The organism is Kribbella sp. NPDC048837, assembly GCF_055586945.1.
Genome location: NZ_JBVJHF010000001.1, coordinates 1,613,990 through 1,638,955, shown reverse-complemented (window position 1 = coordinate 1,638,955; position 24,966 = coordinate 1,613,990). Strand labels below are relative to the sequence as shown.

Sequence of the window (24,966 nt, the reverse complement as noted above, 5' to 3'; positions counted from 1 at the left end):
GATCTTGTATACGACGCGTCGGCCAAGAAGCTCCACCGGTACGCACGACAGCGGATCGGTGACGGTCCAAGGCCCGGAGGCAATACTTCGGCGCGGGCATGGCTTTGATGTGCATCGCACTCATAGGGGTCCTTCTCGCCATCTTCGATCCGTACGTTGCGCCAGAGAAGGACGGATCCCAGAATGGGACCGGAAACCAGAACTCGGGCGTGGCCTGCGGGAGCAGCGCGTGCACAACGGCCCTCAGTTCGCTGATAGCCGACGAAACGCTGTCCGACACGGAGTTTCGGCAGAAGCTCGCGGAGTTGTCGACGGCTTGGCCGTCGGCACAGGGGCCCTACATGTACGTGGTCGTCGACACCGGGTCACTAGGGCTCAAGGTGCGCACCGGCCCGCTCGCCACGGACCAGCAGTTCGGATCGGCGGGAAATCGCTCGGTTCTATGGGTCGATTGCCAGATGCGGTCCGGCTTAACGCCGACCCGTCGTCCACCGGTGACGATGTCTGGCTGAAGGTTCACTGGCCGAACACGACAGGTGCTCAGTGGGCGAACTCGCGGCCGGAGGATCCGCCCCAGGGGTGGGTTTACAGCGGTTACGTCGCCCCGTCGGTCAGAACGGCAACATCCCCGCCTGCCACCCCTAAGAGGCTCTGGACCCTGCAAACGACCCCCGATGCCAAGCAGAAGTTCGCCGGCGTTTCCGCAGGTCACACCCAACACAGGTTTCGGTCTCGGGCTCCGCGCTGCCCCGATCTTCGCGCTGAAGGGATTCGTCGCGTGAGCGCTGGCACCGCTCGTCCTTCGCGCGGATCTCCACATTAGTCTCCTCGACCCCGGGGCAGCGAGGTACCGCGCGAACCCGAGACTCTGCTGTGTTATTCAATGACATCGTGCTGCCGGCCAGATCCACCTCAGACGCCGCCCTTCAAGACTCGCGGGAGTTCTGACGCGAGCAAGCAGCACTGGGGTTCGGCATATGAGCGTGAATTGTCGGTGACGCCGCGTAGCCTGCGGTCTATGTCGAACTCAGGGAGGAACGGATCCAAACGGCGTCGGGATGGGGTGGCTCGGTCCCGCGAGAGCCGCGGTGCGATGCGCGAGCGGCGTGCGAAGCCGTCGGCGGCGTCATCGGCCGACTTGCAGGTGCCAGAGTTGCTGTGCAACGAGGAGATCGATCCGGGTTTGTTGATCGAGATGTTGCTCCCACTATTGTGGCTCGACCAACTCGTGAGACTGCCGATGAATTCTTCAGTTGAAGGATCGATGGCGCTTCATCATGCTTATCAGCAATTCGGTATTGAATCTGACGTTTATACTGCGACATTGTCAGTCAAGAGTCCTGCAGAGGATCAGTTGAGAGAGCATGGGCGTGCAGACCCGCGCTGGGATGACGGAGTTCTTGACGGGCACTGCTTCTTGTGGCTGTCGCAGTCTGGCCGGATCGTGGACGCGGCTGTCGGCCAGTTCTTGGCAGCGGGTTACACGTGCACGCCGGTAGTGGGACGGCTGGCAGCGGCAAGCATGACGGCGTGGGCTACTGACCATGGTCCCCTTAAAGCGGGCACCGTGCTGCCTGTGGCGAGGGACGATCACCTCCTGCTGTATACGCTGACTGATTCTGAGTACCGGGACCTCGTGCCCTCGTCACTTGCCGCGGCGGATAACGAGCGGTATCGGCGAGCCGGAGTAAACCTGGCAAGTCACGCGCTGACTCTGCTGCGTGTTGGGCGTACCGCGCAGCGAGTGCGTAGGGTGCCGTATCCACGTCTGCACATGCTCCTGGACAAGGTCGGTAGCGCCGAGTTTGTAGTCGAGCGCAACGGAGACTTCTACTTCGCGCTTGGCGACGACGATGCCGAACGCGATGTGCGACTGGACGAGGTTCAGTTGGAAAACACGGACGCAGCGGCATCAAACCATTCGGACGCTGCTGAGCCATTGCAATCGTTGGACCTTGCAAGGATCAAGAGGACGCTCTCGGATGTCGCCACCGATGCGAGGGTATTGCCGTGCGCGACGCCGGCGACAGGCGGCGGAGATCTCCCGGTTGTCCTCTTCGAACCACGGTCCGGAGTCGGCGTTCAGACCCGCGGGCCGATGACGTTCGAAGCTCAGGCAGAAGGAATCATCAGTGTCGGCTTCGGACGATTCTTACCGGACTTCACCGACGTTCCACGGCTGCCATCCTGGTCCGTGAGGCGTACGTCGGACGGCCTTGAGCTGTGGGACGAGGGTGGCATCTGGGCCCGCGCTGAGCTATCGGTCGACGACGAATGGCTTGCCGCCGCGAGAACCAGTCGAGTGGTCCGAGTGCTCTATGGGATCTTCGTCGGAGTGCGAACTCCGGATAGGCAGAGGACTTACGCTGATATCGACCGTGAGTCCGAGCTCATGAGTGCCCGGCGAGCTGGCATGGTCGCCGTGGCCGAGATCCCATGGAACGAGAATCGGCGGCGCTCGAGCTGGCCATGGCGCCGGCGTAGCGCTGGCGATCAGACCACGAGGCGCACGTCATGAGCGGTGAGTTCGGCCTGGCCGGCTACCGCTTTCAGTATCACGTCATCATCTTGACCGCGCTGGAGCTGTGGTGCGGTTCGGATGACCAAGGCGTCGAGAGCATCGTGGTCGAGGGGCACCCAGATGCCGAGAAAGTCGACTTCGAGTTGAACGGCCGGATCGGTGTCGATGACAGGGTCCTTGTCCAGGTCAAGAGTCGTTGGGGACCGAGAGCGTGGTCGCCGTCCGAACTCCTCGTGCTTCTCACGTCGATGGAGCCGCAATCTCGCGGATCTGCGCGGCTGGAACTGGTTGCGAATGGGAGGTTCAGCTCCAGGGCGCAACAGTTCATCGACTTGCTCGATCAGGCTGGCAGCCTTACCGACGAGAATCTGGCGCAAACCGTAGAAGAGTTGACGGCCACACGGAAGCCGGACGCAGGGATCCTGGACGCGCTCCGGCGGTCGACGGTAAGAGTCCGCCCTTACGGTGCGTCCGAGCTTCGCGACGTGGTGCGGAATCGGCTCCGTGAGAGTCGGTTGGTCGCGGGTTCTGGAGTAGGCACGCAGCCGGCAGAACTGCTGCGTGCCTACCTGCTTGGGCTTGCCATGGACAAGTCGGAAGCCGGCAACGTCGCGGGCCGTACGCTGCACAGACAGGAGTTCCTGGACGCCGTCGGTGCATCGCAGGCAGATCTGGAGGCGGGGCTCGCAAGTCGGTGGGGAGTACCGATCGGGCTCATCGATCGCGATCGCGCGGTTCGGCGGGACGGACTGCTCGAGGAATTGGCGAGCCATCTCTCGGTGGAGAGTGGGAGTCACACGGGGGACGGACGGGTCCGCACCTGTGTGCTGACCGGTCCCGCTGGTATCGGCAAGACCACTTTGGCGCAGCAGTATGCACTGGACAACGCGGCCGAGTTCGACTGGATTTACCAACTCACTGCTGACGGAGACGGCGAGACGACAACGACCGGGGATGTGCTTCTTGAGGAGTTGCAGCGATTCACGGCTTGGCTTCAGAGCAAGGGCTTTGCGATCCGGCGCGGTCCGCACAGGTCGTTGGCGGATGCGGCAGCCGCGGTGGCGGAGGCCTTGGCCGGATGCTCACAATCGTGGCTGCTCATCATTGACAACGCGACAGCGGCCGATGCGATTGCGTCGCTGCTGCCAGCCTCCGGCTATGGGGTCGTGCTGATCACGTCGCGGAACAGTGGCTGGCACAGCACGCAGTCTGTCGTCACAGTTGGCGCGCTCACGGCAAGACAGGGACGTGTGCTCATCCAGCGAAGACTTGCAGACGAGAGCCTCGCTGACTCAGATGCCGACGCGTTGTGTGGTGCATTGGATGGCTTCGCGCTAAGTCTTGTTACGGCGACGAGCTACCTGCGTAGTTCACAGGAGTCGATCCGCGACTTTCTCACGAGTCTGGATGACGAGGTCCGTAGACTTGACGCGCTGAGCTTCCCGCTATTGCGGCTGGATGACTATCCACGTACCGCTGTGGCGGCAGTAAATCTTGCGCTCCAGCGACTGCGTTCGCGAGACGGCAGTTCTCCGGGTGACGCGCTTGCCGTGCTCGGGCGCGCCAGCGTCGTGCACCCCGACCGGATCCCGGTGGGGATCCTCGATTCGAACCGCAACACGTTCAATGCCGCAGTGGCGGCATTAACAGAGTTCTCGCTCATCGACCGCTGGCAGGACAATGCGGAGCGGGACTGGGTCCGCGTGCACCGTGTGGTGCAGGACGTCGTTCGTGCCGAGCTCGGCACGCGGCCAGATCAGCTCAGAGCTACCTTGCTCGCCGTGGAGTTAGCCGTCACTGACCTGATGGTCGGCTGCATTGCAGCTCTGGACGTGGTGACCGGTTCGGCGCTGCGCCTGCACGCGATCACGCTAGCGGAACGCCTTCGGGATCGGGGAGGGGAGAGTTGGCAGACGACTACGGCGATGCTGTCCAATGCGGCATCGATCGCGAACATGCAAGGCGATCTCACTGACGCCCGGCGACTTGTCACGCGGGCGCTCGAGCTCATACCTCCAGGTGACTACGACCCGCACATCGCAATTCGACGTGGACGCACGCTGACCAATCTGGCTCATGTTCAACTGACTGACGCTGACGCCCAGGCTGCTCGGTCGAGTCTGGCGAGGGCACGTCGCGTCCATGAAATTCACCGGATGCTCCCAGAGCATTTCGAAGCGTTAGTGGAGTGTTTGGCGCTCCAATGCCGGGTGGACGCCCATTTGGCTCCCGGTCAGGACGATGTTCGTGCCCAGTTCGAAAAGGCAAGATCTCTGCCCGAGCCGACGCGCAGAGCTGCGTTGGTGCGTGCCACCTGCCTTGTCGTGATAGCGCGCACAATGAGTTCGGAAAATGGCACTAGGTCAGAGTTTCAGGAATGCGCCGAACGGCTGCTTGCTCTGACAGACAGCAATCATCGTGAACCGGACGTTGCCGCCACTGCGCACATGGCTTTGGCTGAAGCACACGGGCGGGATGGCGCGATCGACGCGGCATGGCGGCACTTCCAAGAGTTCAAGCAGATTGTGTCTGATATTCCAGGAATCGACCCGGCATACGAGGTAGATGAGACCATTGAACTCGCCTTAGGTATGACCGCCGAGTGTATCGATGAAGTGACGGGATTTCCTTATCGTGATATCAACGGGCTTGTTGTGAGGCTTTTGCGAGACATAGACGCTCAGGTCGCCGACGTCGATTGGGCACAAACAGACCGCGATCGGATTAGCATCCGCGTCAGCACGCTGAAGGCAGTCCACGCGGCGCAGAACGGTCACGTCGCCGAGTACCACAGGTTTGCCTCTGAGGCGAAGCGCCTCGTCCGCAGGCATCGGAGGAAGCTGCCGGGAAACGTCGAGGCCATGGCTAGAAACATTCGAGACGCCGCACCGCTTGCGGAGTTGCAGAGCATCCGCAGGCGCGGACTGAAACCAGATGAAAGCCTGTCGAGCTCGTTGTCCGCGCCGGCCAGACCTCGGCGAAGGCCAGAGCGGTGTCGGCACTTCGATCTGCCCTCGACGCAGCAGGTTCTGCCGGATGCAGAACTGCACGACGTCGCGGCGAGTGAAGACGGCGCGCACTTTGTCATGGATTGGGTGCGCGCTACGACCACACATGCTGCCTTCCTTGAAGAGTTGGTTCTCAACCGCGTGCCGCCCCCGCGGGATGTCGAAGAGGCGCTGCGCGAACCGGCCAGCAAACCGCAGGACTTCCTCGACCACCTACTCGGTGCCTGGCGGATGATCGACACGGTGTCCTACCAACTCTGTGAGTTGACAGGCGAAACGATCGAAGTCATACGGAACAGGTACAACGATGCCTTGATACGCACCCATCATGACGACGGCGTCGATACGGTGCTGACGCGCGGTGTCCTTCACTGCCTGAGCAACGGTTGGCACCCGGAACTGAATCAGATCCTGGCACAACTGGATCACGAAGGAACAGCGCGCATACTCGCTGACCTCGTCGGCGTCGAGTTAGTACTGGCGGTGGAGCTCGCAGGTCTGACCGGTATCTCCGTCACCGAGACAATTGTCCGGGCCCGCACCGTGGCGACCGCCTTCGACAGTACCATCCGGCATCCCGGTGGGAACTCGTACGACGTGGCATCCGGCACGATACGGGTCGGCCGAGCCATTACCGGCAGCAATTGGCGGATCCGGCTGCACGATCCGGTAGCCGGCACTGTAGATCATGTCTGGATCGTGGGCGACAGCGGCAGTGGGAAGTCCAACTTCCTGCGTGTCGTACTTTGGGAGTCTATGAATTCTGGGGTGTTCTGTGCATTCCCGTGCGATCCTCGTAATGAGCACGGATTCGATCGGTTGTGGGAAGATGCTGTGGTGTCTAGAGCGTGGATCGCAACCAACGTCGCGGACGCGATTAGAAACCTTGAGGCGGCCGTGAGGATAATCGTGGCCCGGGAGGCGTCGGAGAGCGCACCGAATCCCACCGCGGAGCGACCTGGGATCGTGTTTGGGATCGACGACGCCGACGACGTCCTTCGACTGCCACGTGGTCGCGAATTGATCCAGTTCATCGTGACGCATGGTCCAGATGTCGGCGTTGGAATAGCTGCGGTCATTCGGGACCTTGATTGCATTGACAGCGACAAGATCCTAACTCGGGCCGTCGTGGATGGGTGCAGCACGATTCTTGTCGGCCGGTTCGCGTCTGACAGGCTGAGGCGGTTGCGACTTGCCTACGATCGCTCTCAAGTCACCGAATGAGGGATGTCAGAGCTGCCAGATCGCTCTCCCCTCGGACAGCCGCCATTCCGACATCGGCTGCCCATGTCTGAGCAGGTCGACTCGCCGTCCTCGGCGTCGGATCAAGTCGAGGCTGGGCAAAGGCGCGAATCGCCGCGGCAGAAGGGCTGCCAGCGCCCCGGGAGACGCTACCTCTTAGTCGCGGTTGTCACGCTGGCAATGACCAGAAGCCCGAGGCTTCGCCTGGCTGAGAGCTGACACCAGCGATCACGCAAGGTGGGGTCGTCTCGTAGTGTTGGCGGTCGCGCTGTTGTTCCCGCCGGCGACCTCGGGATACCCGCTTCGGATTCTGTTGGATACGCTGCAGTTGGTCGTACCTCTTCCTCTGATCCATGGCTCGCTCGTCGGCATCTACTGAGCGCCATGCGCCTGATGAGTGTGGAGCAACTCGCTTGTCAGCGTGCGGATCAATGCGTTCCGTCAGCCGACTGCGCCCATGGCGCGGTCGAGTGTCTCGGAGAGTGGCTGCGATTGATCGCTCGACGCCCAGGCGATCAGCGTCGCCTCAACGCAGGCCATCGCGGCGGCAACCAGCGCACTCGCGCGCGGGTCGGACGCGTCGACGGGGTCAGATCCAAGGCGGCGTGCGAGTTCGCGGCGCAGAAGCTCCTGCCAGCGGGCGTTCTTCTCTCGGTGTCGTGCGATCTACGCAGGCGTCGTCAGGACGAGACGGATGAGGCGCCGGGTGCGTTCGTCCCCGGGGCTGTAGCGCTCGATCAGGGGATCGAGTGTCCTGCGAAGGGAGGCCCAAGGTGCCTCGTGCAAGGGCCGAGCCATGAGTACTTCGAGCGTCGATCAACACCGCGTGCCGATGAACAACAAAATCGCAGGTCAGGCACGAGATCGACAGATTCAGCCGGCCAGCTGGCCGAGCACGACAGAGATCTACACCGTCTTCTCTGGGACCCCTCAGAGGCCAGCGCCGTTTCACCGCCGAGCCTTCCACGGAACGCGGTTTCAGGTACCCTCCCACGCGGCCGGTCCGCAAGCTCCGTTGTGTGCTGATCGGCGGCTTCCGTCCACCTGCCGATCTGGATGCAGTGAGAGTTGTCGGTTGCTCGGTCGATACGCGACGGTCCGAGGTGTCCGTCGTCTGACGCGGTCGCGTCGTGGTGGCCCTCAGATTGCGTGGTCCACTGGTCGAAAAGTTGTCCACGGCATCCGTTGAGTAGGCCGTGGTCCAGATGCCTCCGGCAATCAAGGCGTGCGTCGCATCAGTAGGTTCCGCGACTGCGTTCTTCCGGGCCATGTGGTGGTTCTAGCTGCGACGGAAGGAATCAGCGTGAACAACAACCTGCCCACCAACGACGACGTGCGCCGTCAGGTGGTCGACCTGGTCACGAGGGCTGAGGCAATTGTCGAGGTATTGGAGTCCAAGGCGGTCGACGGCCGATGGGCCATGACGGCGTTCAGCAGGTATCGGCTGTGCGAGTTGCTCGACATCACACCGTACGGGTTGTACGACGGCGACCTCGGCGCCGAGCCGGCGGAGCTGCTCGACGAGGCCGCCCTGGCAGCCGACAGGCTCGATGTGCCGATCGAGGAGCTCAGCTGGCGGCTCGCACTAGGAGACGCGTTGCGGACTGCTGCCGCGGACATCCGGATGGTTCGAGATGCGCGCGACGTATGAGGACCTGCTCCGCACTGCCCGGCGGATGGCAGTGAACGTGCATCGCAGTACGTATCGAGATCGAGCAGAGCTGATGGCTGACTGGCAGAACGTGCTGGCTACTACGGTCAGCCACCTTCGTTGGTTGCGAGGCCGGCTGAAGACCGTGAGGCAACCAATCGGGGGTGCCGAACTGTCCGACAGCTCGTTGGGCCGCCTGGCTCGGGCAATCGGGGCAGGCGGCGATCTCCTCGCGGCTCAGGATCCGAGGACGGCGGCTGCGTTCGACGATCAGGACGACCTGCTTGCGGCCAGGGCGGAACTCGCTGGGATCGCGCTGATCGGTGCGAGAGCAGTACTGCGTGAGAGCCGCACCAAGACATCGGGATACCTCCACCTGCTGACAGTGATGGAGGAGCTCGAGTCGATTGCCCTGTCCGACGTACGCCGCTCTGGACTCGGAGGCCTCGGCGGTCTCACGACAGGCGGACCTCCGGCCCCGGTCGACGGGCTGTCGTGGATTGCGACCAACGCTGTGAGGTGGGGACGTTCGCACAGCACCACACCGCCGCTCACTCTGCTGACCCGGGATCTCCGCTCAACTACGGCGCAACTGCGCACTGTCGGTGGGTACGCGTGGCATCTCGCCGACCATCTCCTGGCCGCTCCGGCAGCCGGTCTCGACGCAACGCAGCAGGTCGATCTCAGGATGCTCAAGGCTGGCCTGCGCGAGTTCGACGCTGGCGCAGTCAGAATCGGCGAGAGCTGGCGGCGCCGGGTTTCCGACATGAGTGGACAGAGCAATACACCAGGCGAGATTGCGTTCCTCGATCTTCGGGCTGAGCTGGATGGTGTGGTTCGGCTTGACGGACGTCTACTGCAGCCGCGGGAGCTGATAAGCAGTCAGCGCGCCGCTGCGGGGCTGCTGGACGCTCTGGACGAACTCGTGTCCGCTGCTGAGCAAGTGGCCAGAAGTCAGCAATACGCAGTGGCTGGGCTGATCCTGCACGGCCGCATCTTCGTTCCGCGACGTGACGTCGCGAAACTCGATCTGCTCTATCTACGCCGTCCTGGCGGAGGCTCGAGACCGTTGCAGGCCCGATGGGTCCGCACGAACTTCGCGACCTGCTTCGACGATTTGACGGCGGCGTTGGCCTGGAGCGTCGACCAGCTGACCGAGGTATCCGACATCGCTCGCCGCCTGGCCGGGACGTCAGGGCAGTCGCGCCCTGCCGGCGAGGAGCCCATCCGGATCCCTCCGCCGTACATCGAGTCGAGCAGATTGCCTCGAACCGGCACGGACAACACCTGGATCACAGATCCAGGACAGGAACCTACGGGGCTCGACCGTTGAGCTGTTGCCGGTCGATCTTCGGGAGGTTGCTATGGGCAATGAACGGGTGAGCGCTGAGGCCCTTCATCAAGTACTCGAGGCCGAGGTCCGCAAGCTGAGGGCGGGATCGGACTGGGCCAGATGGCTGGACGCGGCGGCGTTGTTCCCAAGATTTGGATTCGGGAACGTCGTTCTCATCAACTTGCAGATGCCGCACGCCAACTGGGTCGCGCGTGCTCACGCCTGGGAGTCGCTGGGCCGGCGGGTAATGAAGCAGCGTGCGATCAGGATTCTGGAGCCGAGGCGCTCCAAGACGGCGGACCGCAGCTCGGCGGGAGACGGCGCGGTTCAGAATGACGTGATCGGGTTCCGAGTGGCGAACGTCTACGACGTCACAGACACGGTCGGACCGCCGATCCATTTGCCTCGCACACCCGCTCCTGGAAGTCGCAGGGTTCCGAGCGGCCTGTGGGATGCGTTGGTACGAGAGGTGTCTGCGGACGGTTTCACGATCGACGTGCGTCCCACCGAGAATCCATCCGAAGGATTCACCGACTACGACGCCAAACAGATCGTGGTCGCCGATCACCTGGACGACTTCGCGGCTGTCGCGCGACTGGCGCACGAGATCGGACACATGCGCTTGCACTCGGCAGCAGACGTGCGAGGTGCAGGGAGTCTGATGTGCAGGGGAGTGCGTGAGGTGGAGGCCGAGTCGGTGGCATACATCGTGCTTGCGCATCATGGCCTCACTATCGAGACGTCGTCGTTCGACTACGTCGCAGGTTGGGCGGCGTTGGTCACCCCGGATGATCCTGCGAGTGTGATCAAGGCGACCGGCGCGCGCGTGGTGAACACCGCGAGGCACCTCATCGATTCCACAGGCAAGTACCTGAAGGCCAACCCGACGCCTCTATCGCCGGTCGCCGCGCGGCCGCTCGACTCGGCCTTCCTAGCTCCCTTCATGGATGGCCCGACGCTGTGACTCGTGAGGAGGTGAGCAAGCGATGGGAGCCAGCGAGAGGGTCGCCGCACTACAACGAGCCCGGCGAAGACAAGCAAGGATCGAGGCGGCGACTGCCCGCACGATCAGAGCCCAAGCCTCGCTGGACCGGGCCATCGAGGCCAAGGCCAACGCGATAGCGCGGTACGACGAACGTGTCGCCAGCGCTGAGGCGATGTCCTACGCGGAGGCGGCCGAACTGGCCAGAGTGTGCGGATCTGCCGGTGCAGCAGCCGAGATCCTCGGTTGGTCGGTCTCCGAACTCCGTCGAGTGATCAAGACGAACCGCGATCGCCGAGCGCGGGCTGCCGCGCCCACTCGAGATGGCGATGGTCGGACAACCCCGCCGGCGGAGGTGCCAGATGTCCGCGGCGCCTGATTCAGATCCTCTGTGGGACGTCGACAGGGTGGCGACGTACCTGAATGTGCCCAAGCGGACCCTGTACCGCTGGCGGACCCTGGGATACGGTCCGCCCGGCAAACGCATCGGCAGGCACCTCCGTTACCGCTCGAGCGATGTCATCGGTTGGTTCGCCAGCCTCGACGACCACCTCCTCGACGACAGGTCGAACTGATCGCAGATCAAATCGGAGTCCTGCACACCCACGCGGAACGATGAGGCTGAGACTGACACCCGCATCGGCGGTGCCGCCCCGACGATCATCCAACGCCAGCCATTGATCCCACTCCAACTCCATCGAGGTAGCAACCGCACTTCAGGGCCCCCGGGCGCGGCTGCCTCGATTGGGCGCCTCGCTGCTGCTAGCGACCCCTGGCAGCCCTGACCACCGCTCTACAATCGTGAGGCTCGCCGCACGCTGGCGTGTCTCCAGGCTGAATGCCTGTCAGCCGGACTGTCTGCGCTATCAGACCTGCCCGAATATGACTGGATTTCATTGACAGATCCGCGGGTGCGTCCCGCCACCCGTACTCGCCTCGCACGCTCCTGGCGAGCAAATCGAAGGAACGTACGACGCCGGTGCGGCGACGACCAGCTGCCGCGACTTGACGGCGGCGTGCCGGGTCGCGAGCGGGCCAGATCTGGGCACGTGATCGACTAACCGGGTACTTGCGCGCCGCGTACCCACCGATCGACCGTTCCGCCACTGTGCAGGAGGGAGTCGGTCGATAGCCTGGGCACAGCAGGCCGGGGGCCGACCTGGTATCGGTGACGCAGGAACTCAGGGGGAGTCGTGAACCAGCAGCCTGTGTATGACAAGCAGGAGCAGTTCGACAAGATCGTGGCGGGGCTTCTGCAGGGTGAGGTCGTCGTGGCCGTGTACGACGCGATCGGCGCCGGCACCGGGTTTATCGGACTGACGAACAAGTGGGTGATCATTCAGGACAACTCGTTCGTCGGCAAGAAGACGGCGCTGACGAGCATCCCGTACGCGAAGGTGCAGTCAGTCTCCTACGTGTCCGACAAATCGATGCTCGGCAAGTTCGCCTCGTCGAGCACGATCGCGCTGCAGGCCGGTGGGACGACCCACGAGGTACAGCTGCGTGGTCAGGACAAGGCCTCTCATGTCCACAACGTGATTCTGTGGAACATCATGCAGTGACCCAGGCAGCGCCACGGCGCCGCCCGGTCGCCGGGCTTCCCCGCACCGGCACCACGCTCTGCCTGGAGCTGATTGCCGACGAGCGGTAGGACGCCAGCTGCGAGAACGCTGTACACGATAGATGGGCGAAGGCGCAGAGATACTCGCCGGCGCAGTGTTCTGTTGTTCCCATGCACAATCGTGGGAAGGTCACCAGTCTGCGATCCACCTGCCGGGTAGCTAGGGGCATGACCGGCGAGAACTGACCGACACGGCATTCGGTCAGGCGTAGTGCAATCGGCTGATATCGCGCGGCCTGGGATCGGTTTCGCGAACTCGACAGGACCGAACTACCAGAGCCGGTAACCTCCGTCCACAACGATGTCGGTCCCAGTCGCAAACGAGCTCGCGTCGGAGAGCAGATACGCAATGGCTCCGGCGATGTCGCTCGGTTGCGCGATCCTGCCGAGGGGTGTCGAGGAGTACCAGGATTCGAGGCGACCCGGTGTGTTCCGGCTGAGCTCGTTCATCGCGGTTTCGGTGTAGCCGGGCGAGACCGAGTTGACGCGGACGCCACGATCGCCCCACTCGACAGCGAGAGAGCGGGTGTAGTGCAGGACCGCCGCCTTCGAGGTGGTGTAGGCCGACAGACGCTGGGGGTGGTTCACGATGTATGCGGACATCGAGGCGATGTTGACGATCGACCCACTTCCCTGCGCGAGCATTACACGCCCGACGGCTCGGCAGCAGCGGAATACGCCGACTACATTGACATCCAAGACATGCGCGAACTCAGCGTCCGACATCTCCTCGGTCGGGCGGTTCAGCCCAACCGCGGCCGAATGAACTGACCAGTCGAGCCGGCCCGCACGCTCAACCACGGTCGCCACCGCGGAGTCGACCGACTCGGTGTCGACGACATCTGCTCTGACATATGTGGCGCCGATCTCGCACGCCGCCTTGAGGCCCTGTTCTTCGCTCCGGCCTGCGACGAACACGGTTGCGCCGAGCTCAACCAGAAGCTTCGCCGCGGCGAGACCTATGCCGGCCGTCCCGCCTACGATCAGGGCGGTGCGGCCGGTCGCATCCAACGGGTTCGTTAGGTGCGGTGTTCGGACTGTCATAGGTCCTGCTCGATCAGGCTGTGCTCGGCATCGACCTCAGAGACGAGCAGGCCACTGCGGCCGAGACTGTTGTACCTCACGTCATGCCCTCCGTCGGGTCATTGCTTGCCGGTTCTCGACGAGCATACGGATTTACTGTCTTCTGCGTCCAATAAGAATCAGTAATCGTTCGATCGGAAACTTGCTTATACCGCAGAACAAGACGGTGGAAGATAATTTACCGTCGCATTGCGCATATAAGTCGCACGGAATGTGGCCGACTTCCCTAGCGTCAATTACGCTCCGATTTCTCTTAATTGTCTCGGCCGAAGCGGCGTATCGTCTCGACGGGAAGGCAGGCGCTTCGAGCGTGCGATCTCCGCTCTCGAGCAGCCCAAATGTGCTCGATGAGCTACCCGACCGCCGCCGTGGAGCCGAACAGTCCGGGCCTGGGCACGCTCCCGATCAACGGCGGGCGAATCGGCGCCATCTGAGTGCGTCAGCCTGCGGCTAGCACACGAGCCGCAAGGCTTCTGAATGCGTCTCTGGCCGGACTCGCGACGGCGTGATTCCAGCACAAGAAGAAGCGAGACTCCAGGTCGGAACCGACGAGGGGTACTAGGCGGACGTCGGGGATCTTGACCCGTCCGAGACGCTGTGGGAGGAGCGCGACCCCCATGCCGGCGGCGACCAGGCCGACCTGATCGATGAGCGAGGAATTCTCGAGGGCGGTGTCGTGCGCCGAGAAGCCGTTGTCCACGCACGCGCCGATGATCGCGTCGTACGCCTCCGGAGAGTTGCGCCGAGGCGAAAGCAGGAGAGTCTCGTCCTTGATCTGGGCGAGTTCGATGTGCGCTGCGTCCGCGAGCGGGTGATCAGCGGGCAGCACGACCAGATACGGATCACGGTAGACCTCCCGGAACGCTATCTCGTCTCTGTGTGGAGGGGTGTACGAAAACCCGACCTCGATCTGCGCGAGCCGGAGCATCTCGTGGACCTCGGGCACTGGTGTGATCCGGAGTTCAACCTCCACATCCGGCTGCTCCCGGCGATACCGCCGAATCGCGCTCGGCACTTGGCTGTAAAGCATCGAATGCGGGATTGCGATCCGGAGTCGGCCGATCCGTCCAGCGCTCGCGTCGGATGACAGCCCGGCCAGCTCGTTCATCCGCTCGAGCACCGCCCGGCACTGGCGAAGAACCCGTTCGCCTTCCGGGGTGAGCTCGAACCCGGCGGCGGAGCGGTCGATCAGCTGTATACCGAGATCACGCTCAAGCCGCATGATCTGCTGCGACAGCGCCGACTGCGAAATGTGCAGCCGTGCCGCCGCCTTACCGAAATGCCGCTCAGACGTGAGGACGACGAAGTACTCAAGACGTCGTGTCTCCATAAGCCGAGGCTAATCTGCGAGAGTGAGCGTCTGACGGGTGACCCGACGTGCGCGTTGCTCGGAGGGGTCAGGGACCGGGATCGCCGCGACCAGCCGTTGCGTGTACTCCTCCTGCGGGTCATGCAGGATTCGGCGGGTGTCAGCATGTTCGACCACGTGTCCGTCTTTGAGGACTAGCACATGGTGCGCGAGCTGCTCCACCACCGACAGGTCGTGGCTGATGAAGAGACAGGCGAAGCCGAGTTCCGCGCGGAGCTCTAGCAGGAGCTCGAGCACGGAAGCCTGCACCGAGACGTCCAGTGCGGAGGTTGGCTCGTCGGCGATCAGGAGCTTCGGGCGTAACGCGAGGGCGCGCGCGATTCCGACACGCTGGCGCTGGCCGCCTGACAGCTCGTGAGGTAGCCGGTCAGCGAACGATCCTGGCAGCCGTACCTGGTCGAGGAGCTCGAGCACACGCGATAGGCGCGCGCGCCGATCGCGCTCGACGTGATTCCAGCGCAACGGCGCGCTGACGCTGTCAGCGACAGTGGCGCGCGGGTTGAGCGACGACGCGGGGTCCTGAAAGATGATCGCCGCGCTCCTTCGAAGCTCATGCTCCTGCGCACGCCGCATTCTAGTCACGTCGACGCCCGCGATCTTGATCGAGCCATGCGTGACGGGCACGAGGCCGAGAACGGCACGACCGATCGTCGTCTTCCCCGACCCCGACTCGCCCACAAGTCCGAGCGACTGGCCGGCTCCCACGGCGAAGGTCACGTCATCGACGGCGCGGAACGCTCGCGCGCCGAAGAGGCCGGGGTAGTCGATCGTGAGGCCGTCGACTGTCAGGACCGATGATGCCGGGTCGAGGGCCGGGTCCTCGGCTGTCAGGACAGACGATGTCGGCTCTAGCGCCGGGCAGTGCTCGATGGTCGCAACGCCCGCGGTCGGCGGCGACTGCATGATCTCGCCGCGACCGAGGTGCGGAACCGCCGCAAGCAGCCGCTGGGTGTAGTCGGCCTGGGGGCGCTCGAACAGGTCGACTGCGTTCGCCTGCTCGACGACAGCTCCGCCGTCCATCACGACGACGCGATCTGCGATGTCAGCGACCACGCCCATGTCGTGCGTAATCATGAGGATCGAGGTGCCGAGGCGGGCTTGTAGATCGAGCAGTAGGTCGAGGATGCCGGCTTGCGCCGTGACGTCAAGTGCTGTGGTCGGCTCGTCGGCGATGAGCAGTTGCGGATCGCCAGCGAGGGCCATGGCAATCATTGCGCGCTGTCGCTGGCCGCCGGAAAGTTGATGCGGGTACTGCCGCATCCGCCGCTCCGGGTCGGGGAGGCGCACCAGATTGAGCAGCTCAAGGCTGCGCCGGCGGCGCTTTTCGCCATTCGCCGGCTGGTGACTGGTGATCGCTTGGCCGAGCAGCGTGCCGATGGTGTGCACTGGGTTGAGCGCTGTCATCGGCTCCTGGAAGACCATCGCGACCGCGGTGCCGCGCAGCTGCCGCATGCGCGCCGGAGCCGCACGCAGGAGATCCTCCCCGTTGAGCTCGATCATGCCCGTGCGTCGAGCGTTCGATGGAAGCAGGTCCATGATCGACATGGCCGTCACCGATTTGCCGGAACCTGACTCGCCGACGACCGCGAGCGTCTCGCCAGCAGCGACGTCGAAGGAGACCCGGTCGGTTACGTCACGCCAAGTCTTGCCGGTGCGAAACGACACCGACAGATCCCGAACGCGCAAAAGCGGAGCATCAGTCATTGGTCTGTCGCCTTCCTCGAGGGTCCAGCCAGTCCCGCAGCATGTCGCCGAGAAGGCTGAAGGAGAGGATCGTGAGCACGATCACGATGCTCGGGATGAGGATCACATTGAGATCGGTCTCCATGTAGCGCTGGCCGTCGGCCACCATCGATCCCCACGATGGGGCGGGCGGCACGACCCCGAGCCCGAGGTAGCTGAGTCCCGACTCCAGGAGGATCGACAGCGCCATCACGAGCGAGAACTGCACGATGAGGGGCGCGAGGATGTTCGGCAGGATGACGGCGAACACGATCGTGGGCTGCGACGCCCCGTAGGCCCGCGCCGCGTCGATGTATTCGGCGTTCTTGACCGTGAGCGTCTGCCCGTAGGTGAGGCGAGCGAAGGTCGGTGAGAACAGCACCCCCATGACCACGATGAGCGTCACTGGACCCGGGCCGTAGATCGACACGATGAGCAGCGCGAGCACGACCGGCGGGAATGCCAGAAGCACGTCGGCCACAATCCGCATCGTGATCAGCTCGGAGTAGCGGCGGAAGTACCCGCCGAGCAGGCCCAGCGCGATACCGAGCACGGCGCCGACCGTGGTCGCGCCGATCGCGATGACGAGCTCGGTGCGCGCACCGAACAGGATGCGCGCGAGGGTGTCCCGGCCGAGCTGGTCGGTGCCCAGCAGGTGCCCGTTGGCGCCGATCGCGCCCATCGAGGCCGAGATGTCCTGTGCGATCGGATCGCGCCCGAGCGCGGGCGCGGCGATCGCCAGAACAACGAGAACGAGCAGATATGCGCCTGCTGCGTAGCGGAGCGGAGTGAAGGCTTGGCGCAGAGCCACGAGGGAGACACGCATTGCTCAGCCCCTCTTCCGTGAACGCGGGTCGAGCACGCCATACAGCGAGTCGACGCCGATGTTCAGCAGGATGAACAGTGTCGCGAGCGTGATGACAACGCCCTGCACAATCGGATAGTCCCGGGAGTTGATGGCCTGCACAAGCAAAGCGCTCATGCCGGGGTAGGCGAAGATGCTCTCCACCAGCACGGTGGAGCCGAGCATGATGCCGATCTCGAGACCGATTGCCGTCGTCACCGGGGTCAGCGCGTTGCGCAGGATGTGGCTTCTGAAGACCGTCTTCGGCGCCAGTCCCCACGAGCGGGCCGTGCGCACCCAGTCCTGCTGCTGGGTCTCGAGCACACTGGATCTGGTCATGCGGGCGATGATCGCGGCGAATGGGATGGCGAGGCACACCCCCGGAAGTACGAGACCTTTCAGGTGATCGGCGGGATCCGCCCACGAGACGAACCCGCCGGCAGAGAACCACCGCAATCGCAGCGAGAACACGTAGATGAAGATCACCGCGAACACATACACGGGAATCGAGACCGCGAGACTCGTCACCGCGGCGATGGCGGTGTCGAGGAAGCCGCCCCGCCGCGCCGCGAGCGACCCGAGAACGATGCCGAACGCGATCCCGATCAGCGAAGCGAATCCCACCAGCTCGAGGGTGTTTGGGAGTCGTTCCAGTATCACGCCCAGAACAGGCTGGTGATACTGGAACGAATCGCCGAGGTTGCCGGTCACCACTCCGAGGAGATAGGCGCCGTACTGGACAATCACCGGCCGGTTTAGCCCGAGCTGCTCGCGCATTTGCGCGACCGCCTCGGGGGTCGCCTGGCCCAACTGTCCGCCAGAGGCGAGGAGCTGGGCCGGGTCGCCGGGAACGGTGCGCAGCACCAGGAAGATCAGCGTCAGCACGAGGTAGACGAGACCGAGCCCGATGGCGAGGCGTTTCAGGATGAACGAAGCCATGTGAGGTCCTGGGAAGGGTCAGCCTGCGATGAAGGTCGAGGCGACGGTGTAAAAGGAGTAGAAGCTCGCGAAACCAGGGATGGTGTTGAAGCCCTTCACGTTGTTGTGGAACGCGAAGCCCTGGTTGCGCTGTACGAGGGGGACGAACGGGACATCGGTCTGGATGAGGTCAAACGCCTTCGCGTATCCGGCCTTGCGATCAGCCTCGGTCACGCCGGTGCGGCCCTGGCCGAGCGCGGCGTTGAGATCGACGTTCTGGTAATCGAAGCTCTTGGCCACGTTGGGCCCGCCGAGCATTGCCTCGATGTACGCCGGACTCGTGACGATGCCGCCCCATCCGTTGACCTTGATCTCGTAGGCACCGCTGGTCGAATCCTTCTGGCGGGTCGCCCAGTCCGGACTCTTCAGCGTCACGTCGATACCGATCTTCTTGAGGTCAGCCTGGACGCTCAGTGCCGTGTCTTGGTGGAAGGTGTACTGGCTCGTGGTCAGCAGAGTCGTCGAGAACCCGTTCGGGTAGCCGGCCTGGGTCAGCAACTGCTTGGCCTTCTCCGGATCGTACGACCACAGGTGCTGATTGGCCTCCGTGTAGTACGGGCTCGTCGAGTCGAGGGGGATGCCGGAGGTCGGCTTCGCGTTGCCGAAGAAGGCGGCCTTGACCACGTTGTCCCGGTTGACGGCGTAGGCCACCGCCTGCCGCACGAGCGGGTTCGCGAACGGACCGTGCGTCACGTTGAATTCGAGATCCATCATCGGTCCGGGGACGGCATCGAGTGAGATGCCCGGGGTGCGCTTGATGGTCGCGAAGCTGTTCCACGGTACGAAGTCGATGAGATCGACATCGCCGGAGGCGATGGCATTCGTACGCGCCTGGCCGTCCGGGTAGTAGATCAGCTCGATCTCCTGGAGCTTCACCGACGAGGCGTCGTAGAAATTCGGGTTCTTGACGAGCGTCATCTTGACGCCCTTCTGGTTGTCCTTCACCGTGAACGGCCCGTCGCCGACGTAGGCGGTCACGCCGCCGGCCAGCGAGGAGTCCGGGGCGATGAAGGCGGAGGGGTCGGCGAGGTACTGCAGGAAGTCCGGGTCGCCGGTCTTGAGGTGGACGGTGACCTGATCCCCCGCCGCGTCGATGGTGTCGATGTTCGACATGCCCTTGCGAGTGCGCGCCGCGTTCTTGGACTGGCCGAGGTACAGCAGCGTGTTCTTCACATTGCCAGCGGTGAGCGGCGAGCCGTCGTTGAACTTCAGATCGCTACGCAGTGTGAACTGATATGTCTTCGTGTTGAGGGCCTTGGCCGTCTTGGCGAGGGCCGGGACGACCTTGCCGTCCTTGTCCCACTGCATCAGACCTCGCGCGATGAGCGCTTCGAGCGAGGCCCCAACCGCGGCGATGTCGGCGCCGGCTACAACGGGCTGCGGTTCGCCCGACAGACCGACTTTGAGGATCTGCTTCGCCGAGGGCGCGGCGGCTGCCGACTGATCGGACGAGCCGGGACCCGAGGAGCAGGCCGAGAGAAGGGCACTGACGACGCTGACGGTGACGATCGGCGCGAGCAGACGCGTCCGGTGCCGACATCGCCGCGGACGCGGTGTGGCGAAGCGGTGCATGACATGACCTCCAATGGATGGGATGTCCTCGCCGAGACGAGGCCGGAACGGGCGTTCCGGATCTCATGGCGCTTCACTCCCCACCGTGCGCGCCCGGATTTGATCAGCGGAATCGGTCGGGTCGCATGAAGCCGACGTCGGTGAATACGGTCTCCCCGAGGACGATCTGGGCGAGCAGCTCCCCAATGGCAGGGGCATGCTTGAACCCGTGTCCGTGGTCTCCACCCGCGATGACGACGCGCGGCCGGTCGGGGTGGCGGCCCACGACGAATTGTCCGTCGGGACTCTCGGTGAGCATGCACGGTTGCGCGATCACTGGGGTGGACTCAAGGCCTGGCACCGCAGTGGGCAGCACATCGGCGAGCGTCATCCAGTCCACGCGTGGACGCATCCCCCGCAGCACGGTGTCGGGATCTACATACATGCGAGCCAGACGGTCTTGCGAGGCACCGAGCTTCACGGGTGCCTCGGCTGTGGAGCCGTGGCCCCACAGCGTGTTCTCGTCGTCGTAGTGACGGATGAAGGCCGGGAAGTTCTCGACAGTGAACTCCTCAGGGTTCTCGCGCGGCTCCCACCAGAGCAGCGGCGCACGCACCGGCTTGAGGTCGACGACCTCCTGCATCTTCGACATCCACGCGCCGCCGGCAAGGATGACCTGGCCGACCCGGAAATCTCGGTCGGCCGTACGCACCAGCATCCCGTCTCCGTCCTCGACAACGTCGAGCACTCTGGTGCCCTCGAACAAGGTCCCGCCTAGGGCACGGGCCTGGGCCGCAGTCGCGGTCATCGCATGTTCGGCGCGCACATAGCCCGCCTCGTGGTCGAGCAGACCGATGTAGTTGTCGCCGAGATTGGCGTGCTGGGGGTAGCGCTCGCGCAGTTCGTCGATGGTGAGACGCGTGACCTCGACCCCGGCGAGCTCGGTGGCCGCGGTACCGTTGCGGATGGCGCGACCGCCCTCCGGTCCGATTGACAGCAGGCCCGACTGGCGGAGCAGGTCGGCGTGCTGCTTGGTCTCCAGCTCGCGCCACAGGTCACAGGCACGCCGGGCTACCGGCGTCAGGTCAACGTGCTCGTGGCAGGCAACGCGGAACAGACGGGTGTGGCCGTGGGTCGATCCGTAGACGTTCGGGACGGTCTGCGCGTCAAACGCGACGGCGCTCACACCGCGTTCGGCGAGCCGCCAGAGCGCGGACGCACCCCAGGCACCGGCACCGACGATCGCCACATCAGCGTCCTTCGGGGTCATTTCTGGTCCCTTTGCTTCCGGCCGTACACGACAAGGCCAGTTTCCTGATCGATCCGACCCTCGAGGAGGTCGCGCTCGAACCCTTCGAGATTGCGGTTGGCCGGATCGCCGAACCCACCGCCTCCCGCGGTTTCCACCGACAACTCACCGCCGCGGCCGAAACGCAGGACCCGGCGGTCACCGACCAGGATCCCGTCGGCCCGCACCTCGGCGTAGCGGCCAGGTCCTCCGCCTTCCAGACCCCAGGGGCGGGTCGTGAGGCGGCTCGTGCCGACTTCGACGGTGCAGTCGTCGTGGTCGATCGAGACGACGCGGCGGATGCCCATTCCGCCGCGCTGTGCTCCGTTGCCAGCCGAGCCGTCGACCAGTGCGTATTCACGCACTCGGAGCGGGTACTCGCCCTCGAGCGCTTCGACCGGAAGATTGGACGTGTTGGTCATGTGCGCCTGCACGCCGTCGAGCCCGTCGAAGCACGCGCCCGCGCCGTTACCGCCGCCGATCGTCTCCAGGTAGATGTAGTAGCGACCGGTGCGCGGGTCGATCCCCGAGAACTGCGTCCCGGTGACGGCGCCGTTGGATGCTGCGATCACTCGTTCCGGGACGACCTGTGCGAACGCGCCTAGTACAAGGTCGACCACCCGCTGACACAGATCGATTCGACCATTGACTGCGGCAGGGCTGACGCAATTGAGAATGGAGCCAAGCGGCGCTTCGACCTCCAGCGCCCTCCCCAATCCGCCGTTCGACGGGATCTCCGGGCCGACCACTGCCTTCACCGCGTAGTAGACGGTCGACAGCAGCGCAGTGCGAACCATGTTGAAGCTTGCGCGCACCTGCGGCGGGGCGTCGAATGCAAACAAGATGCGTTCGTCCTCGACCGTCATGCGCAACGAGATCTCGAACGTGCCCTCGATCTCATTGGTGTCGAACACGTCACGGAACGCGTACTTGCCGTTCGGAACTGCCCGTATGCCGGCGCGTACCTTGCGTTCGGTGTAATCGAGCAGCTCTCGGCCCGCCGCGTCGACCGCGGCGCGGCCGTAGCGCTCACAGATCTCCCGGTACCGGTTGACGCCGAGGCGATTGGCTGCAAGTTGCGCGTCGAAGTCCGCGAGTCGCTCCTCGGGGACCTGCATGTTGATGAGGACCACGTCAAGCACGTCACGCTCGTAGGTCCAGTCACGGAACAGCCGGGTGGCCGGGATCCGGATGCCCTCCTGGAAGATGTGCTCGTGACCGCGCTCCGCGTAGTCCGCGTGATGCGCGCAGTTGGTCGCCCAGGCCGCGACCACGCCGTCGACGAAGATCGGGGTGACGAGCACGATGTCGGGAAGGTGCGTGCCGCCGCCGGTGTGCGGATCGTTGCCAAGGAAACTGTCGCCGTCGCGGATGTCCTCGACTGGGTAACGGTCCCGAACTGCCTTCACGATGCCCATGAGCGACCCCAGATGCATTGGCACGTGCTCGGCCTGCGCCAGAAACACCCCGTCGGCGTCGAACAACCCGGTGGTGCAGTCGCGTCGCTCCTTGATGTTCGGGGAGTAGGAGGTACGGACGAGGGCCTCACCCATCTCGTCGCAGATCGATTCCAGCGCGTTTCCGATGACTTCGATCTGCACCGAGGTAGGCGCGTCGGTCAAGGTGGGGTCGATGGTGGTCATGAATGCTCCGTGAGGATGAGGCGGTATTGGTCCACCTGCGCGGTCTCGCCCGGAAGGATGAAGGACGTTGTGTCGTACTGTTCGATGACTGCAGGGCCGTCGACTACGTTTCCGGGCTGCAGCAGGTCGCGGTCGTAGAGCGGGCAGCTGCGCCGCTCCCGGTACTCAGGCAGATAGATCTCCCGCGATCCGACGAGGGCCGCGCTCGCGTCCGGTCCTTGGATCGGCTCCGCAGGGAACGATGCGGCAGGAACGGCGCCGATCGCGCCGACCCGGTAAGTCGCCACTTCAATGGCCGCGGAACGATTCGCGTAGCCGTATCGCTGGTGATGCGCTTCATGGAATCGTCGCGACACCTCGGCCAGCCAGCCGGGATCAGCGAGGTCTGCAGGCACCTCAACGCGGAGCTCGTAGTTCTGCCCGGCGTACCGCAAGTCGAGCACGAGCTCAAGCGAGCGGTCAGGTTCAGCGATGCCCTCAGAGGTGAACCAGCCGTCCGCGCGCTCGCGCAGCTCGCGCAGCCGCGACTGGACGGCGGACAGCTGCTCGGCGTCGAAGGCTGAGACCGTCGACTTCGTGAAGTCGGCGCGCAGATCCGTCATCAGCATGCCCAACGCGGACAGCGCACCGGGACGCTGTGGGATGATCGTGCGCCGCATGCCGAGCTCGGCCGCGAGACGCCCAGAGTGCAGCGGTCCCGCACCACCGAAGGAAACCAGCGCGTAGTCCGCCGGGTTGTACCCCTTTTGCACCGAGACCACACGAATGGCCCGCGCCATGTTCGCGGTAACGACGCTGATGATCCCCTGCGCTGCCTCGACAACGGACAGGCCGAGCTGCGAGGCGAGCGCTTCGACCGCACGAAACGAAAGCGAGGCGTCAATTGGCATCGAGCCGGCGAGCAGGTGAGTCTGGTTGAGGATGCCGAGCACGACGTTGGCGTCGGTGACCGTCGGCTGGGTGGTCCCCTTGCCGTAGCAGGCCGGCCCCGGGTCCGCGCCCGCGCTTTGCGGCCCGACCTTGAGGTGGCCGCCCTCGTCGACCCAAGCGATCGATCCGCCACCCGCGCCGACAGTGTTGATGTCGAGCATGGGCGCCTTCACCGGTCGTCCGTCGAGCTCCATGCCGTTGGCCTGTGCCGGGCGCGCATCGCGCACCAGGGCCACATCGGAGGACGTTCCACCCATGTCGAAAGTGATGATGTCGTCGACGCCCGATGCCGAGGACAGTCGGGCAGCGCCAACGACACCGGTGCTCGGACCGGACAGGACCGTGCGCACGGGATAACGCTCCGCAGTCTCGAACGACATCGTCCCGCCGTTGGACTGGGTCATCTTTGCGTCGACTGTGAGGCCGTCCTCGACAAGCCCGGTACGCAGGCGGCTCAGGTACCCCGCCATGACCGGGCCGAGGTAGGAGTTGATCACGACGGTCGAGAGGCGTTCGAACTCGCGGAACTCCGGAAGCACCTCATGTGAGACCGAGAGAAACACGCCGTCGAGCTCCTCCTGGAGGATGTCGCGGATGCGAATCTCGTGGGCCGGGTTCAGAAAGGAGTACAGGAGGCAGATCGAGACCGCGGCAACCCCCGACTCTCGAATGGTCGCCGCGTGGCTCCGGACCTGATCTTCATCGAGCGGGGTCAGGACATCGCCGCGGTAGTCGAGCCGCTCATCGACCTCGAACCTCAAGTCACGCGATGCGAGCGGCGTGCTCTTGCGGGCCGCCAAATCATAGAGACGTGGCCTGCGCTGGCGCTCAAGCTCGAGCAGGTCGCGGAAGCCGCGGGTGGTGATCAGCGCGGTCGCTACGCCGCGCTCCTGAAGCAGCGCGTTGGTCGCCACCGTGGACCCGTGTGCGAAATAGCTGACCTCATCTACTGCGGCTCCGGCCCGATCAGCTAGAACGCCGGCGACGCCCGTCCGCACGGCCGCGCCGGGGTCGCGCGGCGTGCTCGACACCTTTCCGACGATCAGCTCGCGCGTCGTCTCATCGTAGATACAGACATCGGTGAACGTGCCACCGGTATCCACACCAACTCGCCAGCTCACGTCGGCTCTCCATTCATCTCGGGTTCGTCTGAACCTAGAATCCGCCGACGATCAGCGTCCAATATCAATCACGAACGTG

17 protein-coding genes are annotated in these 24,966 nt (G+C 64.3%); 7 read left to right on the top strand and 10 right to left on the bottom strand.

Features of this window, described 5'->3' with window-relative positions; translation table 11 throughout:
• The first annotated feature begins 1,093 nt into the window (after positions 1 to 1,093).
• Both ACZ6O0_RS07510 and ACZ6O0_RS07505 read left to right on the top strand, forming a co-directional pair.
• Entirely contained in the window at positions 1,094 to 2,518 is a 1,425-nt protein-coding gene (locus ACZ6O0_RS07510) for a hypothetical protein (RefSeq protein ID WP_465763974.1), read from the top strand.
• The gene (locus ACZ6O0_RS07505) at positions 2,515 to 6,753 is read left to right on the top strand and encodes a DUF7779 domain-containing protein (RefSeq protein WP_465763973.1); all 4,239 of its coding nucleotides are present in this window, start codon (positions 2,515 to 2,517) and stop codon (positions 6,751 to 6,753) included. Before ACZ6O0_RS07510 ends, ACZ6O0_RS07505 begins: the two co-directional genes overlap by 4 nt.
• A gap of 459 nt (positions 6,754 to 7,212) precedes the next feature.
• Here ACZ6O0_RS07505 and ACZ6O0_RS07500 read toward each other — a convergent pair whose 3' ends face one another.
• A complete protein-coding gene (locus ACZ6O0_RS07500; RefSeq protein ID WP_465764082.1) occupies positions 7,213 to 7,437 on the bottom strand; it encodes an acyl-CoA-like ligand-binding transcription factor in 225 nt (74 codons plus the stop codon).
• Positions 7,438 to 8,074: 637 nt separating this feature from the next.
• On the opposite strand from ACZ6O0_RS07500, the gene ACZ6O0_RS07495 reads away from it, so the two are divergent.
• From ACZ6O0_RS07495 to ACZ6O0_RS07475, 5 genes are all read left to right on the top strand, one after another.
• Positions 8,075 to 8,422 (top strand): hypothetical protein, encoded by a 348-nt coding sequence (locus ACZ6O0_RS07495; RefSeq protein ID WP_465763972.1) that lies wholly within the window; start codon positions 8,075 to 8,077, stop codon positions 8,420 to 8,422.
• Positions 8,423 to 8,495: 73 nt separating this feature from the next.
• Entirely contained in the window at positions 8,496 to 9,755 is a 1,260-nt protein-coding gene (locus ACZ6O0_RS07490) for a hypothetical protein (protein WP_465763971.1), read from the top strand.
• A gap of 31 nt (positions 9,756 to 9,786) precedes the next feature.
• The gene (locus ACZ6O0_RS07485; protein ID WP_465763970.1) at positions 9,787 to 10,719 is read left to right on the top strand and encodes a M78 family metallopeptidase domain-containing protein; all 933 of its coding nucleotides are present in this window, start codon (positions 9,787 to 9,789) and stop codon (positions 10,717 to 10,719) included.
• 425 nt (positions 10,720 to 11,144) lie between these two features.
• Complete coding sequence (locus ACZ6O0_RS07480; protein WP_465763969.1) at positions 11,145 to 11,312, top strand: helix-turn-helix transcriptional regulator; 168 nt, start codon at positions 11,145 to 11,147, stop codon at positions 11,310 to 11,312.
• A 618-nt stretch (positions 11,313 to 11,930) separates the two neighbouring features.
• Complete coding sequence (locus ACZ6O0_RS07475; RefSeq protein WP_465763968.1) at positions 11,931 to 12,299, top strand: PH domain-containing protein; 369 nt, start codon at positions 11,931 to 11,933, stop codon at positions 12,297 to 12,299.
• Between the two features lie 329 nt (positions 12,300 to 12,628).
• On the opposite strand, the gene ACZ6O0_RS07470 is transcribed toward ACZ6O0_RS07475, so the two are convergent.
• From ACZ6O0_RS07470 to ACZ6O0_RS07430, 9 genes are all read right to left on the bottom strand, one after another.
• The gene (locus ACZ6O0_RS07470; RefSeq protein ID WP_465763967.1) at positions 12,629 to 13,369 is read right to left on the bottom strand and encodes an SDR family NAD(P)-dependent oxidoreductase; all 741 of its coding nucleotides are present in this window, start codon (positions 13,367 to 13,369) and stop codon (positions 12,629 to 12,631) included.
• Between the two features lie 511 nt (positions 13,370 to 13,880).
• The gene (locus ACZ6O0_RS07465) at positions 13,881 to 14,771 is read right to left on the bottom strand and encodes a LysR family transcriptional regulator (protein ID WP_465763966.1); all 891 of its coding nucleotides are present in this window, start codon (positions 14,769 to 14,771) and stop codon (positions 13,881 to 13,883) included.
• A 9-nt stretch (positions 14,772 to 14,780) separates the two neighbouring features.
• Positions 14,781 to 16,514 carry an ABC transporter ATP-binding protein gene (locus ACZ6O0_RS07460; protein ID WP_465763965.1) on the bottom strand — a complete coding sequence of 578 codons (1,734 nt, stop codon included), beginning with the start codon at positions 16,512 to 16,514 and terminating at the stop codon, positions 14,781 to 14,783.
• The gene (locus ACZ6O0_RS07455; RefSeq protein ID WP_465763964.1) at positions 16,507 to 17,358 is read right to left on the bottom strand and encodes an ABC transporter permease; all 852 of its coding nucleotides are present in this window, start codon (positions 17,356 to 17,358) and stop codon (positions 16,507 to 16,509) included. Before ACZ6O0_RS07455 ends, ACZ6O0_RS07460 begins: the two co-directional genes overlap by 8 nt.
• 3 nt (positions 17,359 to 17,361) lie before the next feature.
• Entirely contained in the window at positions 17,362 to 18,315 is a 954-nt protein-coding gene (locus tag ACZ6O0_RS07450) for an ABC transporter permease (RefSeq protein ID WP_465763963.1), read from the bottom strand.
• Positions 18,316 to 18,333: 18 nt separating this feature from the next.
• A complete protein-coding gene (locus ACZ6O0_RS07445; protein ID WP_465763962.1) occupies positions 18,334 to 19,926 on the bottom strand; it encodes an ABC transporter substrate-binding protein in 1,593 nt (530 codons plus the stop codon).
• 103 nt (positions 19,927 to 20,029) lie between these two features.
• On the bottom strand, positions 20,030 to 21,154 hold the full coding sequence (gene solA, locus ACZ6O0_RS07440; protein ID WP_465763961.1) for an N-methyl-L-tryptophan oxidase: 1,125 nt from the start codon (positions 21,152 to 21,154) through the stop codon (positions 20,030 to 20,032).
• Between the two features lie 17 nt (positions 21,155 to 21,171).
• Positions 21,172 to 22,836, bottom strand: a complete 1,665-nt coding sequence (locus tag ACZ6O0_RS07435; RefSeq protein ID WP_465763960.1) for a hydantoinase B/oxoprolinase family protein — start codon at positions 22,834 to 22,836, stop codon at positions 21,172 to 21,174.
• Entirely contained in the window at positions 22,833 to 24,887 is a 2,055-nt protein-coding gene (locus tag ACZ6O0_RS07430; RefSeq protein WP_465763959.1) for a hydantoinase/oxoprolinase family protein, read from the bottom strand. The genes ACZ6O0_RS07435 and ACZ6O0_RS07430 overlap by 4 nt, the downstream gene beginning before the upstream one ends.
• Between the last annotated feature and the right edge of the window lie 79 nt (positions 24,888 to 24,966).